The sequence below is a fragment of the Curtanaerobium respiraculi genome, from assembly GCF_024609215.1.
GTDB classification, from domain to species: Bacteria; Actinomycetota; Coriobacteriia; order Coriobacteriales; family Eggerthellaceae; genus Curtanaerobium; species Curtanaerobium respiraculi.
In genome coordinates, this window is record NZ_JANIPD030000044.1 from 74384 (window position 1) to 91943 (window position 17560).

At 62.6% G+C, this 17560-nt stretch carries 15 protein-coding genes; 5 read left to right on the forward strand and 10 right to left on the reverse strand.

The genetic code is table 11. The features are described from left to right. Positions 1–10 precede the first annotated feature (10 nt). From NOV21_RS11210 to NOV21_RS11230, 5 genes are all read right to left on the reverse strand, one after another. Positions 11–214: a BrnA antitoxin family protein gene (locus NOV21_RS11210; RefSeq protein WP_283171132.1), complete on the reverse strand. Its 204-nt coding sequence runs from the start codon at positions 212–214 to the stop codon at positions 11–13. Then, a complete protein-coding gene (locus NOV21_RS11215) occupies positions 204–494 on the reverse strand; it encodes a BrnT family toxin (RefSeq protein ID WP_283171133.1) in 291 nt (96 codons plus the stop codon). Before NOV21_RS11215 ends, NOV21_RS11210 begins: the two co-directional genes overlap by 11 nt. Before the next feature lie 264 nt (positions 495–758). Next, positions 759–1058, reverse strand: a complete 300-nt coding sequence (locus NOV21_RS11220; protein ID WP_283171134.1) for a hypothetical protein — start codon at positions 1056–1058, stop codon at positions 759–761. A gap of 9 nt (positions 1059–1067) precedes the next feature. Continuing rightward, on the reverse strand, positions 1068–1448 hold the full coding sequence (locus NOV21_RS11225; RefSeq protein ID WP_283171135.1) for a hypothetical protein: 381 nt from the start codon (positions 1446–1448) through the stop codon (positions 1068–1070). Between the two features lie 384 nt (positions 1449–1832). Further along, on the reverse strand, positions 1833–3503 hold the full coding sequence (locus NOV21_RS11230) for a putative manganese-dependent inorganic diphosphatase (protein ID WP_283171136.1): 1671 nt from the start codon (positions 3501–3503) through the stop codon (positions 1833–1835). 117 nt (positions 3504–3620) lie between these two features. On the opposite strand from NOV21_RS11230, the gene NOV21_RS11235 reads away from it, so the two are divergent. Next, positions 3621–4835, forward strand: coding sequence for a phosphoglycerate dehydrogenase (locus NOV21_RS11235; protein ID WP_283171137.1), 1215 nt, complete (start codon positions 3621–3623; stop codon positions 4833–4835). A 116-nt stretch (positions 4836–4951) separates the two neighbouring features. Further along, the gene (locus NOV21_RS11240) at positions 4952–7336 is read left to right on the forward strand and encodes an acyltransferase family protein (RefSeq protein ID WP_283171138.1); all 2385 of its coding nucleotides are present in this window, start codon (positions 4952–4954) and stop codon (positions 7334–7336) included. Positions 7337–7411: 75 nt separating this feature from the next. Here the strand turns inward: NOV21_RS11240 and NOV21_RS11245 are convergent, their stop codons facing one another. Beyond that, positions 7412–8032, reverse strand: a complete 621-nt coding sequence (locus NOV21_RS11245) for a queuosine precursor transporter (RefSeq protein ID WP_283171139.1) — start codon at positions 8030–8032, stop codon at positions 7412–7414. 27 nt (positions 8033–8059) lie between these two features. Continuing rightward, positions 8060–8782: a 7-cyano-7-deazaguanine synthase gene (locus NOV21_RS11250; RefSeq protein ID WP_283171140.1), complete on the reverse strand. Its 723-nt coding sequence runs from the start codon at positions 8780–8782 to the stop codon at positions 8060–8062. 300 nt (positions 8783–9082) lie between these two features. Between NOV21_RS11250 and NOV21_RS11255 the strand changes: the two genes are divergently transcribed. Beyond that, entirely contained in the window at positions 9083–9952 is an 870-nt protein-coding gene (locus NOV21_RS11255) for a class II fructose-bisphosphate aldolase (RefSeq protein ID WP_283171141.1), read from the forward strand. A gap of 141 nt (positions 9953–10093) precedes the next feature. Here NOV21_RS11255 and NOV21_RS11260 read toward each other — a convergent pair whose 3' ends face one another. The 3 genes from NOV21_RS11260 to NOV21_RS11270 form a co-directional block, all read right to left on the reverse strand. Then, entirely contained in the window at positions 10094–12712 is a 2619-nt protein-coding gene (locus NOV21_RS11260; protein WP_283171142.1) for a heavy metal translocating P-type ATPase, read from the reverse strand. Between the two features lie 14 nt (positions 12713–12726). Further along, positions 12727–13068, reverse strand: coding sequence for a metal-sensing transcriptional repressor (locus tag NOV21_RS11265; protein ID WP_283171143.1), 342 nt, complete (start codon positions 13066–13068; stop codon positions 12727–12729). A gap of 492 nt (positions 13069–13560) precedes the next feature. Beyond that, positions 13561–14304 carry a glucose 1-dehydrogenase gene (locus NOV21_RS11270; protein WP_283171144.1) on the reverse strand — a complete coding sequence of 248 codons (744 nt, stop codon included), beginning with the start codon at positions 14302–14304 and terminating at the stop codon, positions 13561–13563. Between the two features lie 283 nt (positions 14305–14587). On the opposite strand from NOV21_RS11270, the gene NOV21_RS11275 reads away from it, so the two are divergent. Both NOV21_RS11275 and NOV21_RS11280 read left to right on the forward strand, forming a co-directional pair. Continuing rightward, positions 14588–16066 (forward strand): DUF1846 domain-containing protein, encoded by a 1479-nt coding sequence (locus NOV21_RS11275; RefSeq protein ID WP_283171145.1) that lies wholly within the window; start codon positions 14588–14590, stop codon positions 16064–16066. 769 nt (positions 16067–16835) lie between these two features. Beyond that, complete coding sequence (locus NOV21_RS11280; protein ID WP_283171146.1) at positions 16836–17186, forward strand: hypothetical protein; 351 nt, start codon at positions 16836–16838, stop codon at positions 17184–17186. The last annotated feature ends 374 nt before the right edge of the window (positions 17187–17560 follow it).

Consider the following 17560-nt stretch of genomic DNA (forward strand, 5'->3'; position numbering starts at 1 on the left):
TAAGCGTCGACTATGCAAAAGCGACGTGCTTGCGCTCCGTAACGCACTGCGCCAGGTACAGGTTGATCAGGTTCTGGTACGGGATGCCCGTGCGGGCGGACTCCTCCTTGAAGTAGTCGATCACGTCCGCATCCAGGTTCATCGTGACCGGCTTGCGGAGCTTCTTCGGATAGGGGTTTGGGCGGGACTCGCTGAAATCGTATTCATCGCGCATGGCGGAACCTCCAATACTCGCTCGTTTCCTTTTTCGTCGCCTCGCGGGCGGAGATCAGCCGGATGGCTCCCTCATCCTGCCGATAGCAGTGGACCACCACGAGCTCGCGGGCCCTGAGGCTGAGGCCCAGGATGATGAACCTGTCCTCTTTGTCGGAATGGTCGGGGTCGTCGATCACGCGGGCGTAGTCGTCGCTGAAGACCGTGGCGGCTTCCTCGAAGGTCACTCCGTGCTTGGCCTCGTTGGCCTCCGCCTTCGCCTCGTCCCACTCGAAATCCATCTAGATCGCCTTTCGTATTTATTATGAATGTACATTATATTGCTTATATGAAACAATTTCCAGAACATTGGTCCGCTAACGCCGACGACGCACCTCCCCCCATGGGCCCCGGGCCTTCCCGAGCGGTTGACAATTCGAAGCTCAATGCGAAACCGCGGGGCATGCGATGCGCGGCGGCCATCGCGAAAGAGGATGCGCAGAGAACGAGCCCGCGCCAAGGGCACGGGCTCGTCATGCAGGCGAAAATTCTCTTCGAGATGATTTCTATGCGGTCTGGGTCTTCGCCCTGCCTTTGACCAGGAGCACCACGAACCAGGCGGCAAGGCCCAGGACGATCACGCATACGCCGAGCAAGGCGTCATCCGCCATGGCGGCAGCATCGGACAGCTCCACGAACGGCTCGCCTTCGGCGAGGCAGGCGAATCCATCGACAACCCACATGATGGATGCGCCCCAGTACATGAGTGCCAGCGCCCCCACATGGAACTTGTCAGACACCTGGGGCTGGGCGAATACGATAATGGTCGCGATGATCGCGGCAAGAGCGGTAAGGATCAACGTCATGCCATCCCCCTAACCTTGCTGTTTGCTGAAACGGCTGGCAAGCGCGGGGGCACGGTCGGCGACCAGCACCATCACAACCCATACAACGGTGACCAGAATAGCCATCCCGACACCCACCGTGCCCATTTCCTGGAGCATGGTCGCCGTGTCGGCAGGGTCATTCATGGCGGTGAGGAATGGAGGATACAGCACCACTTCACCATGCCAGATATGCTCCAAGCACAGCAGCAGGGCACCGCCCCACAGCATGTTGCACAACCACTTCAGCTTTGTTCCCCAAGACGGCTTGCCATCGGGGGTTTCGGCAGCGCCATCCTCATGGGCGTCCACCCGGTTTTTGACAATGGAGGCAACAATCGCCTCTCCCGTCGGTACGAGAAAACAGGCCATTTCGATCTCCTATCCTCTGTTTATCACGCCTGCATAAAAACAGTAACACGGATAGCAGATTCATAACACGATATTTCCGCGATTGAACGCTAGAAATCCGGCTCGTGCGGATTTGCCAGGCGGGGCAGGCAATCGTCGCCTGCGTCAACAAGCCCCTCCAGCGCCGCGGGCTCGAAAGAAGCAATCGCCCGCCAAGCGCAGCTGGCGGTTGGCGTCCTGGGAGAACGGCTTGAGGACGAAGGGGCAGCCGCGCGTGCACGGACCGGCTGCGCGGCAAGATGAACATCCTCGTGACAGAAACCGTGCGTGCGCGCGAAGCACGAGCGGCGCGCCTGCTGGGCAGGACGCGCACGGACGACTCATTCGGGGCGCAGGCGAAGCCTTTTATCCCCTCTCCTCCAGCACGGACGCCATGGCGGTCATGATGGCGGGCACGACCTGCTTCTTGCGGCTGACGACCCCGGGCAGGTCGGCGATGCCGCCCTCGGGTTCCACATTGAAGGCGCGGCGCACCACTTCTTCGGCATCCTCGCCCGTCCACATGATTTCGGAGCTGCTCGTCTTCACGTCGGTGAACAGATAGAACACGACGGGGAGGTCGTCGTCTTTCGCACCTTCCGGCAGATACGGCCCCACAAGCCCCTCGGCCGCCTTTCGGCTGTTCTCCGTCATGAAGCTGCCCTGCCCCACGCCGAATTTCACGTCGCCGCGGCTGAACACCTTGAAGTCCTGGTGGAAGACGTCCTCCGCCGTGCGGCCGTCGAGCGCGGCGCCCGCGTCGAACATGGCGTCCGCGTATTCCTCGATGTCCTCGCCGCAGATCCTCGCCAGCTGCTCGCCGGCGTGCTTGTCGCGCGGGGTGCAGGTGGGGCTGCGGAAGCACAGCGTGTCGGAGAGGATGGCGGACATCATGAGGCCGGCGATGTTCGCGGGGATCTCGATGCCCTTCTCCTGGAATATGCTGTACAGGATCGTGCACGTGCAGCCGACGGGCTCCGCGCGGAACACGGCGGGGCTCGTGGTTTCGACGCTGCCGATGCGATGGTGGTCGATGATCTCCATGATCACCGCGTCGTCCAGATCGCGCACGGCCTGCGATTTCTCATTGTGGTCGACGAGGATGACGTGCTTGGGGCTCACGTCGAGCAGGTTCGGGGGCGTGACGGAGCCGACGAATTTGCCGTCCTCGTTCAGCACGGGGAAGAAGCGGTGGCGCGTCTGCGCGATCGTCTTCTGCGCTTCGGACAGGGGCGTGTCCACGTTGAAGCTGACGATCTTCTCCGCCGGGAGCATCTGGGCGCGCACGGGAACCGCCATGCTTATCACGCGGGCCGCCTCGTAAGTGTCGAGCGGCGTGGCGACGATGGCGCAGCCGACCTCCCCCGCCAGGGAGAGGACCTCGTCGGACACTTTGGCGCCCTTGCACACCACCAGGCACTTCGCGCCGCTGAGCACGGCGAAGCGCTGCGTTTCGATGCGGTTGGTGGTGAGCACGACGTCACCCTCGTGCACATGGTCCTGCATCATCTCGGGGCTGGTGCCCACGCTGATGCGCCCCTCGGGCATCGTGCAATCGAGGCAACCCTGCAGCAGCGTGCCTTGCAACGTGGTGACCACGTTCTTGTACGTGGTCCCGGACGCGCCCAGGATGGTCTTGTCGAATATGTTCAGGTTCGCCTGCGCGATATCCTTCAATGCGATCAGGCCTTGCAGGTTGCGGTCCTCGTCGGCGATGCACAGCGTGTCGAGGTTGTTCTCGCCCATCAGCTTCCACGCATCGTAGAGGCTGGTCTCCCCATCGATGCCGTTGAGCCTCTGGTACGCCAGGTCCTTCACCTGCGGGGCGACGCTGACCAGCAGCGGCGGCTCATCGAAGCCGAAATGATCCAGCACGAACTGCGTTTCGCGGTTGAGCGAACCCGCCCGGCGCGCTTCGTAGGGAGTGTCCTCGCCGAGCTGGTTCTTCAGGTACGCATAGCTGAGCGCCGCGCAAATACTATCGGTATCGGGGTGGAGATGCCCCGTGATATAGACTTTGCGAATGTATTCGGACATGCGACTCCTTCCATGCGTTGATATATACGGGTATATTCTACTATGAAATGTCACCCGGATACCGGTATTCTACCGGGTGCAGCCGACTGGAAGGCAACACGGAAGGAATTGAAGACTGTGCGGTACGTAAAGATCATCGACAACATCGCTGCGGGCATCACGCGTGACAGCACGCCCGATCTGGGCGACGGTTACATGGGAACGACGGATCTGGAGCAGGCCGATTCCCTGCTCGTGCGCGCCTCGAGCCTTCATGAAATGGAATTCCCCGAGAACCTGCGCTGCATTGCGCGATCGGGCTCGGGCTTCAACAACATCCCCATCGAGGACTGCGCCCGCCGCGGCATCGTGGTGTTCAACGCGCCAGGCGGGAACTCCAACGCCGTGAAAGAGCTCATCGTGGGGCAGATCATGCTCAATTCGCGCGACACGCTCGGCGGCGAGAAGTGGATCCGGGACCATGCGGACGACCCCGCCATCGAGAAGGACGCCGAAAAGGCGAAGAAGGCATTCGTGGGCCGCGAGGCGATCGGTCGCAAGGTGGGGGTCATCGGTACCGGCGCCGTGGGCAGCAAGGTCGCGAACGCGCTCGTGTCCCTGGGGATGGACGTGCACGGCTACGACCCCTTCATCTCCGTGCAGCACGCCTACGAGCTTTCGCATGACGTCATCCGCGACACCGACCTCAATGAGATGTGCGCGGACTGCGACTACCTGACCCTCCACGTGCCCGCCAAGGAGGACACGATCAAGATGGTCGGCACCGAGCAGCTGAATTTGATGAACAGGGGCGCCGTGCTGCTGAACTACGCCCGCAAGGAGGTCGTCGACGAGGAAGCCGTGGCGGCCGCGCTGGAGAGCGGCCAGCTGAGCCTGTTCATCACCGACTTCGCCACCCCGGGCGTCATGAAGATGAAGAATACCATCGTCACCCCGCACATGGGCGCCTGCACGCGCGAGTCGGAATCGAACTGCGCAAGCATGGCCCTAGGCGAGATGAAGGACTACCTGGACAACGGCAACATCCGCAATTCGGTGAACTACCCCAACTGCAACATGGGAACCTGCACCAGCGGCGGACGCGTGGCCGTGCTGCACGCCAACGTGCCCAACATGATCGGCCAGATCACCGGCGTGCTCGCCTCGCGCAACGTGAACATCACCCGCATGATCAACGAGGCCGCCGGCGAGAACGCCTACACCCTGGTGGACACCGACGCCCCGCTGGACCAGGAGACCATCGAAGAGCTCCGCCGGATTCCGAACGTCTACCGCGTGCGCGTGGTCAAGCCCGCCGAGGGCATCAAGGGCGGCGTCGGCCTGGCGAACTAGCCGTCTTCCTCCATTCCCGCACTTAAACGGAAGCGGGCGAGCCCTCGAGCGGTTCGTCCGCTTTTTCCATGTCCGTTGTGGTACGTTATCCCAGGCATCGGCCGCAAGGAGAATCTTTGTCCGTCGCAAGCAACAAGCACAAGGTATACGTCAATTCCATCGATGGGCTGCGCGCCATCTGCTGCTTGGGAGTGCTCTTCTACCACATGGGCTTTCGGTGGGCGCAGGGCGGCCTCATGGGCGTCACCTCGTTCTTCATCATCTCGGGCTATCTGATCACCAGCGGCATGCTGAAGGAGTACTCCCGCTCGCATACCATCGACGTCAAGAACTTCTATATCCGGCGCGTCCGACGCCTCATGCCCGCCGTGCTCGCTATGATCGCGGGCACGGCCGCGCTCTGCGTGCTGTTCGACCACGTGCTCCTGACCAAGATGAGAGGTGACATACTGCCCTCCATCTTCATGTACATAAACTGGTCGAAGATCGCCGCGCAGGAATCCTACTTCCAGGCGGCGGGGCTGCCAAGCCCGCTGACCTGCTATTGGTCGCTGGCGATCGAATGGCAGTTCTACCTGCTGTGGCCGCCTATCCTCCTACTGCTGATGCGCACCGCGAGGCGCTCCGCCATCAAGCGCGGCCTGCTTGCCGCCACGGCGGTCTCGGCCCTCCTCATGGCCGTGCTGTACGTGCCCGGGCAGGACCCGACCCGCGTGTATTACGGCACCGACACGCGCCTGATGAGCATACTGCTCGGATGCTGGCTCGCCTTCGTCTGGCCGTTCAAGCGCATGGGGAGCACCCCCGCGGAACGAACCGTGCAGGGTCGCACGTTCTGCGAGGCCGTGGGGTTCGCAGGCGTCGCCGCGCTCGTGGCGATCATGGTGCTTGTCGACGGATTCAGCCCATTCTCGTACTACGGCGGCATCCTTTTGGTGTCGGTGCTGTCCACGGCGGCGGTTGCTGCCATCATCCCCCAGGGGACGCTCATCGCCCGCGCGCTGTCGGCCAAGCCGCTGGTATGGCTCGGACAGCGCTCCTATTCGCTGTACCTGTGGCACTATCCCATCATCGAGCTCCTAACCGACAGCAACAGCACCACCGGCACGCCCTGGTACATGCAGGCGCTGATGTTCGGCTTGTCGCTGCTCGCCGCAGACCTTTCGTTCCGCTATGTGGAGGAACCCATACGGCACGGCGGCTGGTTCGGCAAGCTGAAGAACACGATGACAGCGCGGCAGGCGGTAGGCGCGCCCGAGGGGAAGCGGGTCCCCTCCCCCAAGCGCGAGACGCTTCCATTCGGCCAGCAGGTCGTCGCCGGAGCCTTCGCCGCATGCCTGGCGGTCGGAGCGATCGGCATCGCGCTGGTCCCCCCGGTCGATGCGATGGGAGGCGTCGCCGGCGAGGCGCGGATAACCGCCGCCGCCCTCAAGCAGCCCCTGGCGCAGGGCGCCTACGATATCGTCATCATCGGTGACTCGGTCGTTTTGGGCGAGAAGGATCGTCTGGCCGAGGCTTTCCCCCATGGCCTGATCGACGGACGTGTGGGGCGGCAGGCGAAAGAAGCCCTGGACGTGTACGAAAGTTATGCGGAACGCGGCATCGTCGGCGACACCGTGGTGTTCATGGTGGGCACCAACGGCGATCTGACCGAGGATGAGCTGGAATCCATCGTCGAGGCCGTCGGACCCGACAAGCGCCTGTGGTTCGTCAGCAACCGAATGCCGGACGAGTTCCGCGACGCGAACAACCAGTTGATACGCGCGTGCGTCGACCGCCATGGCAATGTGGGGTTGATCGACTGGTTCGGGCTTTCGGCGGAGCAAAACGATTGGTTCTGGGATGACGGCACGCACATCAGGCAGGGCAGCGACGGGGAGGCGGCGTTCGTCGATCTGATCAAGGAAACGATCGGGTACAAGCCCCTCACCGAGGCAGACCTTTCCTACAGCATCCTGTTCTTGGGCGATGACATACCCCTTGCCGCAAGCGACCAGCTCGCAACCGCCTTCCCCGCCGGATGCATCGACTGTGCCGAGGGTCGGACCCCCGATCGGATCGCCGAGGCGTACCGAAGCTACCTCGATAAGGGAGTCGTCGGCTCCGTCGTCGCGCTTTCCGCGGGAACGAACGCGCCGCTCGACCGGGGCGAGATCGACAGCATCGCGGACGCGGTCGGACCGGACAAGGAGCTCTATCTGGTCAACGTGCGCTCCGCGAACCGCTGGTCGGACCAGAACAACCAGGTGATCGCCGACGCCGCCGCAACCGCCGACAACGTGCACCTCATCGATTGGCACGCCGCAAGCGAGGGACACGACGAGTATTTCGCCGGCGACGGCGAGCATCTCTCCGACGCGGGCAAGCAGGCTTATGCGGACCTCGTGTACGCAGAGACCCACGAAGCGGTCGAGCGGGGCGCAGCGGAGCTCGGAGCACATGATGCAGCATCGGCGGATGCCCTCGCCATCGACGCCGGGGATGAAGGAGATGAGGGGTAAGCAGCGGTCGCGCCGCCCCGGCTCCGTGTTCGGCGGGCACCCATCCGGCAGGGTCTTCCGCTCCGCCCGCAGCGCCTAGCTCAGTGTCTTCGCCCAGCGGATGACGTGCCGCGTCGCCAGCGCGTACAGTGCGATCTCGATGGCGACCTTCACCACCGAATTCAACACGATCATCTGGAGGATGACGTTCCACGGCAGCACGCCGGCGAACGCCAGCAGCGAGAACACCGTCATGTCCAGCGTCTCGCCCACGAGCGTGCTGGCGATGCAGCGCCACGCAAGGCGCGATTCGCCATCGCGCGCATGCATGACCTGCATGATCTTCGCGTTGGAGAGCGATCCCACCGCGAACGCCGTTAACGAGGCGACGAGGATGCGGGGCGTGGTTCCCAAAACCGTCTCGAACGAGGCCTGCGCCGTGAACGTTGAGAAGCCCGGCAGCGCCAGCGCCAGCATGAAGAAGGCCACCGCGAGTGCGTTCATCGCAAACGCAAGCAGTATGATGCGGCGCGCGTCGCGGAACCCGTACACTTCTGCCACCAGGTCGCCGATGATGTAGTCGACGGGAATGAGCAGGCTCCCCGCGGGCAGCGCGAGCCCCAGGAAATCGAGCTGCTTGTTCGTGATGATGTTGCTCACGATGATGCTCATCGTGGCCAGCGCGGCGCAGATGGCCAGCACGTCGGATCTCTTCATCCGATTCTCCTTGTATCTCGATGGAAGCTATTCGGCGTACGGCACCGGATCGACGACGCCGTTGGCGGCGAACGCGGCACGCCGGTCCAAGCATGTAGCGCAGGTGCCGCATTGCACTTTCCCGCCCTCGTAGCACGACCACGTCAGCCTGAAGGGAACGTCCAGCTCAAGGCCCGCGCGCACCACGCCCGCCTTGTTCGAATGCGCGAAGGGGGCTTCGAGCTTCACCAGGCCGTAGGTGCCGATCGAGATCGCCTTCGCCATGGCGTCCACGAATTCGGGACTGCAGTCCGCATACGCGCCGCCCGCCGCCTCGTCGGCATGCACGCCAATGTAGGCGTGCACCTCCTGCTGCGGGTAGATGCTCATCGCAAGCGCCGCGACCGCGCTTAGGAACAGCCCGTTGCGGAAGGGGACGTAGGTGTTCGCCATGCCGCGGGCATCGGAGCCCATCTGCTCGGCATAGGTGGAATGCTCGATCTCGTTGGGGGCTCCCGCCAGAAGCGCGCAGGTCGATGCGTCCAGGATATGGGTGCCCGCCAGGTCAATCTCGTAGTGATCAACCCCGTAATGGAGCGCCACCGCCTTCGCGCAGTCCAGCTCTTTGGCGTGCCGCTGCCCGTAGAACATGGATACGGTGGAGGTGTTCTCAACGCCGAAATCGCGCACGGCAAGCCCGGTGCACACCGTCGAATCGCAGCCCCCGCTTGAAAGCACCAATGCCTTGGGGGCGTTTCCGGTCGAAACCATGATGATTCTCCTCTCGGTTTCCATCGTCGAAACGAGAGCAGAAAAAACGCACGTGTTGCGTGCGCTGCCCGGTAGTGTAGTTAACGACGGTTCCGGCTCTCGAACGTCAGCGCGGATACTTTAGCCCAAACGACCCCGGTCCGCAACGGTTGAATACCAATTCTTACCCCCAGTGTTGCGGTTGCTTTTTCAACCAACGCAGTAGCCTTCTTTAACCCAAACAACCTTGGTCCGCACTGGGCAAAAGGGATAGTTGGGTATAATTGAAAGGTTGTGGATCCCGATCAAGGAGGTAACCCCATGCTCGTCAACGCCAAAGGAATGCTCCAAGCCGCCCAGAAGGGCCACTACGCCCTCGGCGCCTTCAATACCAATAACTTGGAATGGGCCGACGCCATCATCACCGCGGCGGAGGAGGCACAGTCTCCGCTGATCATCGAATGCTCCATCGGTGCCGCCAAATGGCAGACCAGCCTGAAGATGGTGGCAGACATCGTGAAGAACATCGTCGAGACCGAGAACATCACCGTCCCTGTGGCGCTGCATCTGGACCATGGCACCTACGAGGCGTGTTTCGAGGCGATCGAGGCGGGATTCACCTCCATCATGTACGACGGGTCCAAAGAACCCGATTTCGAGACCAACTTGAAGCGCACCGGGGAGTTGGTGAAGCTCGCGCACTCGAAGGGCATCTCCATCGAGGCCGAAGTGGGCGGCATCGGCGAGAACGCAGGCTCCACCAAGGGCGAGATCGCCGACCCCGACGAATGCAAGCAAATCGCCGATTTGGGCGTCGACTTCCTGGCCTGCGGTATCGGCAACATCCACGGCGTGTACCCCGAGGGCTGGGAAGGCCTTGACTTTGACGCGCTCGAGGCCATCAAGGCGAAGACGGGCGATTTGCCCCTGGTCCTGCACGGCGGAACCGGCATTCCGGTGGACCAGGTGCAGAAAGCCATCAGCCTGGGCGTGTGCAAGGTCAACGTGAACACCGACCTGCAGATCGCCTTCGCCGATGCCGTGCGCGCCTACATCGAAGCCGGCAAGGACCGCGAGCCCAAGGGGTTCGACCCCCGCAAGCTGATGAGGGACGGGCGCACCGCCATCACCGCCCGTACGAAGGAGCTCATGGGGCAATTCGGCTCCACGGGCAAGGGCTGGGACTTCTAACCGCAGGAAACGAAGGCGGAAGGGTCGGACGACCGATGCGGATACGGGAGGGGGATTGCCCCGCATGAACGGCGTAGCCGCTCCAAAAGCGGGCCGGCGCGATCTCCCGCGCCGATCCTCCGATTTCGCCCGCGCAACCCGTTAGGCGATGTTCGCTTCGTAGCCGGCGCCTACCACGGCGGCGACCAGGGCGTCGTCGGTGACATCGGCGGCGAGGCTGACCGTGGCCTTCTTCCCGTCAAGATCGACGTCGGCGGAATCCACGCCGTCAACCCCCTCCAGCGCATCCTTCACGTGCTTCACGCAGTGCTGGCACATCATCCCTTCGACGTTGAGCGTCTTCTCTTCCATATTCGTCTCTTCCCTTCGCTCGTACCGTTCTATATCCTCCACCTCGATGACCGGGGCGGTTGGAACCTGGGTGCCGCCCTGCAGGGCGGGCGTGTCGAAAGCGGGTTTCCACGTGCGCATGCGCAGGGCGTTGCTGACGACGAACACGCTGCTGAAGCCCATGGCCGCCGCTCCGATCATCGGATTGATCGTGAGGCCCGCCCAACTGAACAGGCCCGCGGCGATGGGGATGCAGATCACGTTGTAGATGAGCGCCCAGAATAGGTTCTGCTTGATGGTGCGCAACGTGCGCTTGGAAAGCTGCACGGCCGCCGCGACATCCATCAAATCGCTGCGCATGAGGACCATGTCGGCGCTGTCGATGGCGATGTCGGTGCCGCTGCCGATGGCGATGCCCACATCGGCACGGGCGAGCGCAGGCGCATCGTTCACGCCATCGCCCACCATGATGACGCGGCCCCGCTCCGCGAGCTTCGCGACCTGCCGCTCCTTATCGGCGGGAAGGACGTCGGCGATCACATCGCCGATGCCCGCCTGGCGCTGCACGGCGGCGGCGGTGCGCGAATTGTCGCCGGTGAGCATGATGGTGTCAATGCCCAGCGCCTGGAGCTCGGCGATTGCGCGGGCGCTGGTCGGCTTGATGCCGTCGGCGACCGCGATCACACCCGCCAGCACGCCATCCTCGGAGAAGAAGAGCGGCGTGGCCCCATCGTCAGCGAATGACTGCGCACGCTCTTCGGCCTGACCGATCAATACGCCGTGGGCGCGCATCATGCGCAGGTTGCCCGCCAGCACGCTGCGTCCTCCGACGGATGCTGCGACACCCTCTCCGGGGATCTGCGCGAATCCCTCGAGTTTCCCGGGGGCGGGTTTGATGCCCTGTGACTCCGCGTAGGATACGATAGCTTGGGCGAGGGGATGCTCGCTTGCCGATTCTACCGCGGAGGCGAGCGCGACCAGCCGGGGCGCGCCCCCGTCGGCGGCCACGATGCCGACCACGCCGGGCTTGCCCGTGGTGATCGTGCCCGTCTTGTCGAATACGACCGTGCGGGCCTCGCCCGCAATCTCCAGCGATTCGGCGGACTTGATGAGGATGCCGTTCGAGGCACCGCGGCCCGTGCCCACCATGATCGCGGTGGGGGTGGCCAGCCCGAGGGCGCACGGGCAGCTGATGACCAGCACGCTGATCGCATAATTCAGGGCGGCCTGCAGGTTCGCCCCGACAATCAGCCAGCCGACGAACACGACCGCGGCGAAGCCGATGACGGCGGGCACGAACACGCCGGCGATCTTGTCCGCCGTGTTCTGGATGGGCGCCTTGCTGCTGGTCGCCTCGTCCACCAGCGCGATGATACCCGCCAGCACCGTATCGTCGCCCGTCTTGGTGACGCGCATGGTGAAATAACCTGATCTGCTGATCGTGGCGCCGGTCACGTCGTCGCCCTCCCGCTTGTCCGCCGGAACGCTTTCCCCGGTGATCGTCGACTCGTCCACGGACGCGGCGCCCTCCAGCACCACGCCGTCCAGCGGCACGGTCTCGCCGGCGCGAACCGCCAGCACGTCGCCGGGGAGCACCTGCTCGATCGGGAGCACGACCTCCCCGCCGTCCTTCAGCACCGTCGCCTGCTTCGGGGCAAGGTCGATCAGCTTCGAGATCGCATCGGTCGTCCGGCCCTTCGCACGCGCCTCGAAGTATTTGCCCAACGTGATCAGCGTGAGGATCATACCGGCACTATCGAAGTACAGCCCCCCGAACGCCGCCTTCGCGGTGCTGAAATCGGCTGCGCCCAAGGCGGCCAACATCGCGTACATCTGGGCGATGCTGTACCCTAGCGAGGCGGTTGCGCCGATGGCGATGAGCGCGTCCATGTTGGGCGATAGATAGAACAGGCTGCGGAAGCCGCCGCTGAAGAATTTGAAGTCGACGAACACGATGGGGATGACCAGCAGCAATTCCGTCAAGGCGGCGACCATCATATGCCCTTCGCCCGCGAAGGCAGCGGGCAGGGGCCAACCGAACATGGGGCCCATGGATAGGTAGAACAGCGGGACGCAGAACACGATCGAGACGATCAGTCGCATCCGCATATGCCGCTCCTGCGCCTCGGAGAGCTTGACCTGCTTCTCGTGCGCGATCTGCGCGCTGCTCTTCCCCGATTTGCCCGCCTGCGGCGTAAAAGCGGCCCGCGGCTCGGCGCCGTAGCCCGACTTCTCCACCTCGCGGGAGATCATCTCGTTGATCTGCTCGATCCGCTGCGGGGTCGCGTCGGGCTCGTATTCCACTTCCATACTGTTCTTCAGCAGGTTCACCGCGACATCGGAGACGCCGTCCACCTCGCGAGTGGTCTTGTCGACGCGCGCGGAGCATGCCGCGCATGACATTCCGGTTATATCGAACGTTTGCTTCATATCCAACCTGGTTCCTATCGCGTCACTCGCTTGATGAGGTCCATGGCCTCGTCGATCACCTCAACGTCGCCGGCTTGGACCTTCTCCACCACGCACGTCTTCAGATGGTTTTGCAGCACGATGCGCTCGATGCCCTTGATGGCGCTGTCCGCAGCGGAAAGCTGCACCAGCACGTCCCCGCAATAGCGGTTGTCGTCGAGCATCGCCTTCACGCCGTTCAGCTGGCCGATGACGCGGTTCAAACGCCTCTGCAAATCCGCCTGGAGCTCGTCGGCACGCGGCGTGTTCTTATACCGCCCGCCGCAGCAGGGCTTTCCGTCCGCCATCTCAGCATCCGCCATCTCAGCATCCGCCATCGCGTTCCCCCATCAAGCGTTCGGTATTCCTAATTCGATGCGATTCTATACCCCCTAGGGGCATAATGGTGCGATTGCACACTTCCCCCACATATACTCGGAGGGGGTATCGCGGAGGTAACTCTTCATCTCTAACGCAATACTAACCGCAATCTTGTCGAACCAAGCGCAACAGATGCGGTTAGTTCGCAAGCGAGGACGCGAAGCGCGCCGCAGGCGAGGGTCATCCGGCCCGAACCTGCGGCGCGATTCGCCTTCCATATCTCGACTGGGTATCGCACGGACGCAATATGCGAGCGAAGGAACCTTCGGACGAGCGGGTAAAAACCCGAAGATAAAGGGTCAAGGTAGGTGGCGGAAAAGACAGGTTGCCCGTCGGAAATCCGCCGATTGCACAAACGCGGGCAGAAGAGGCGCCCGGGTGCATCGTCCCATCGTGCGGCCGCCTCGCATGCGGGGCGGCCGTAAAATAATCAGACCGGCTGCGCGATCCTACAGGTCGCAGATCAAGCCACCGTCGACGACGATTTGAGCGCCGTTGACGTAGGAGGAGTCATCGGAAGCCAGGAATACGACCGGCCCGGAAACCTCTTCGGGCTCGGCGCGCCGACGCAGGGGGATGTCCTGCTCCAGTTGCTTCAGGAACTCGACCACATCGTCCCCCGCCGCCATCGGGGTCTTGATGATGCCCGGATGGATGCTGTTCACTCGAATCCCCAGCGGGCCGTATTCGCAGGCAGCGGCCTTGGTCATGCCGGTCACAGCGTGCTTGCTGCCGCAGTACGCGACGGCGGTCGCCGCCCCGACCAGGCCGTCGACCGATGAGATGTTGATGATGGAGCCCCCGCCACCCTTCTTCATGCTCTGGGCCGCCCATTTCATGCCGAACACGACGCCCATCTCGTCGATGGCGAACGTGCGCTGGAAATCTTCAGCGGTCAGATCGTCCAGGAGCTGGAACTTCCCGTAACCGGCGTTGTTGACGAGCGTGGTCAGCGGACCCCACATCTCCTCCGTCTTGGAGATCACGTCCTTCCAATTTTGCTCATCGGAAACATCGAGATGCATGTAGACGGCGTTCCCGCCCAATTCGTCGGCCAGCTTCTGCCCGGCCTCATCCTGAATGTCCGTCAGCACCGTCTTGGCGCCTTCCGCCACGAAGCGTCGGGCGTGCTTCTCGCCCATCCCCTGCGCAGCGCCGGTGATGATTGCAACTTTTCCATCCAATATTCCCATGCGAAGTCCCTTCTTTCCGCGATTGGGTTCTTTGCGACGGTGTGCACTACCGTTCTTGAATGGTAGTGCGTGGAGACCGTTTCTGTCCTTCCCATCCCCGACAATATGGGTAAGCGGTAGATTTGACGTGCGAAGGCGGGCACGATACTCGAAGCGATTCCGCCCGCTTTCCATCCCGAAATATCGGCATGCGATGATTTGGCGTGCAAGCTGTAGAAAAGGGCGTCGCCGCAACTGGATGCAGTAGCATGAAACGCGATGCGTCCGAATGGAAGGGTTATGCATGCGCCAGGGTTTCGATAACGAGAAGTACATCACGCTCCAAGCGAACAACATCCGCAAGCGCATCAGCGAGTTCGACGGGAAGCTGTACATGGAATTCGGCGGGAAGCTGTTCGACGATTACCACGCCAGCCGCGTGCTCCCCGGTTTCCAGCCCGACAGCAAGATCCGCATGCTGCAGAGCATGGTCGACGAGGTGGAGATCATCATCTGCATCAACGCCAACGACATCGAGAAGAGCAAGATGCGCAGCGACCTGGGGATCGGCTACGATGACGACGTGCTGCGCCTGCTCGACCTGTTCGGCAGCATGGGATTCGCCGTGGGCGGCGTGGTTATCACGCAGTTCACCGGCCAGCCCGCCGCCGAGGCGTTCCGCATGCGGCTTACGGGGCTCGGGGTCCGCAGCTACCTCCACTACCCCATCCCCAACTACCCCACCGACATCGAGCATATCGTGTCGGATGCGGGATTCGGCAAGAACGAGTTCGTGGAAACCACGCACCCGCTCGTCGTGGTCACAGCGCCCGGCCCAGGCAGCGGCAAGATGGCAACCTGCCTGTCGCAGATGTACCACGAGCACAAGCGTGGCGTGGCAGCCGGCTACGCGAAGTACGAGACGTTCCCCGTGTGGAACCTGCCGCTGCGCCATCCCGTGAACATCGCCTACGAGGCGGCGACGGTCGACCTTGACGACGCGAACGCGATCGACCCCTTCCATCTGGAAGCGTACGGCGAATCCACCGTCAATTACAACCGCGACATCGAGGTGTTCCCCGTGCTTCGCGCCCTGTTGGAGCGGATCATGGGCGAAAGCCCATACCAGAGCCCCACGGACATGGGGGTCAACATGGCGGGACTCGCCATCGCGGACGACGAAGCCGTCCGCGCCGCCGCGAAGCGCGAGATCCTGCGCCGCTATTTCCGCACGGCGGTGGACGTCAAACGGGGAAAGGCGGATGCCGAACAGCTCTCCAAGCTCCGTCTGCTGATGAACCAGGCGGAGGTGACGGAGACCGATCTCGAAGTGCGCACCGCCGCCCTCCTGAAGGCCGAGGCGACCAGCTCCCCCGCCGGCGCCATCGAGATGCCCGACGGCAAGATCATCACGGGGAAGACGTCCAACTTGCTGGGCACCGCGTCGTCCACGCTGATGAACGCGCTCAAGTACGCGGCGGGCACCCCAGACATCGACGTCATCAGCGATGCCGTGATCGAACCGATCTGCCATCTGAAGACGCAGCACCTGGGCAGCACCAATCCTCGTCTGCACTCCGACGAGACGCTCATCGCGCTTTCGGTCAGCAGCGCCACGAACCCGGAGGCGGAAATGCTCCTGCAGCACACCGGCGACCTGAAAGGGTGCGACGCCTTCTTCAGCGTGATCCTCTCGGAAGCCGACGAGCGCCTCTACACGCGGCTCGGCATCCACGTCTGCTGCGAGCCGGTCTACGAGAAGCGCCGCTTCTACCACAAGTAGGCGGCAGGCGCCCCGCAGCGGCATCCGAGATCTGGCCCATCGAACGACAAGGCGTTTTCAAGGCAGTAGATACGCCTGATGTCTGGGTCGATAGAGCAAAGATGAAGGTTGCGGGAGCACACCTTATGCGATTCCGCTGCCTTCCGAGAAGTAGGCGATTTTCCGCATGCCGGTGGCGGGAGCACATCCTATGCGGTTCCGTCGCCTTCCGCATTCCAGCTGCGCCCCCGGGCAGAGGGCGATTTCGAAGCTCCCTTCTGCCCGGACGTTACCGAGGGGAGCCAGTTTCGGGGGTTTCTAGCTTTTCCGGAAGCTGAATGGTCGATTTCGGAGGATTTTGAGCCAACTTCGGGGCTTTCTGGCTTTTTCGCTTCCTGACCCGGCATCGCGATTACGCCGGCGTGGCGCGGCAAGCTCGTTCGCACGCCATTGACCTGGGAAAACTCGGAATCGGATCCTCCCATTCGGAAAGACCACCGAAATCGCAGGTTCCGGAAAAGCTAGAAACCCCCAAAGTTGGCTCGAAAAGGGTGGATTCCGGCTTTCCAGCATTCGGAAAAGCTAGAAACCCCCGAAGTTGGCTCTCGAGATGGCGGCTCGGCCTTCTGTGATCCGGAAAAGTTTGAGACCTCCGAATTCGACACCTCGGGATGCGCGCATATCAAAGCGCAAGGCAGTGTAAATGGCAAGAACTCCACCCCCGAAAAAAACTATCCGAGAGTTTCGGAGCGTGCCCGGAATATCTTGAGGCCATGGAGCTGGCATCATCATGCGCGACCCCAGCGCCGCGAGAGCGGGCCCGGCATATCTTGAGGCCATGGAGCTGGTGAACAACCTCTGCTCTTGGCTCAGGCGCTATCTCTTCCGCCTTCCGGACATGAAGAAGGCGAACATGCAGTCCTACCCGAACTGGTTCGTCTACCTGTTCCACGTTGGGCGCGACGAGGGGAAATGGCCGAAAACGGAAAGGGTGCTGCGCCATTTGCTTACGACCGATTCGCATTACCTACAACCGATTCGCATTACCGCAGCTCATGGTAGGCTGCAGACCCGCACGCTCCGAAACTCTCGGAAAACCATCTTTCAAGACACGGGCAAGGCGGTGTATGCAGTAGCTTGATTGTCCCAAATGTCGACTTCCTGTTGACGAGACATAGGCGGATCATCTGGGATTGCAACAAAATTTCCTTCCGCCCTGCACCCCTCGATGCGAAATGCAAGGCGGAAGGAGTGCAACGGGAACAGGCGTACGCGCCCCCGGCAGTTCCAATCGGCTGCCCGAGCACCGACAAGACCAGCTGCATCGGATTTATCAGCTATTCCTGGCGATGCACAAAAGCTTCCCCGCAGGTTCACCTAGGGAAGCACTGATCAACCTATAAGTTGTTTTCTATTGTACGACGCATTTTCGGATGGCCGGACGGTCAGCTCCGATTAGCCCGGCCGAAGGCGATTCGCGCGTTTACGGGCATGCTGGCGCCGCCCCTGCTAGAA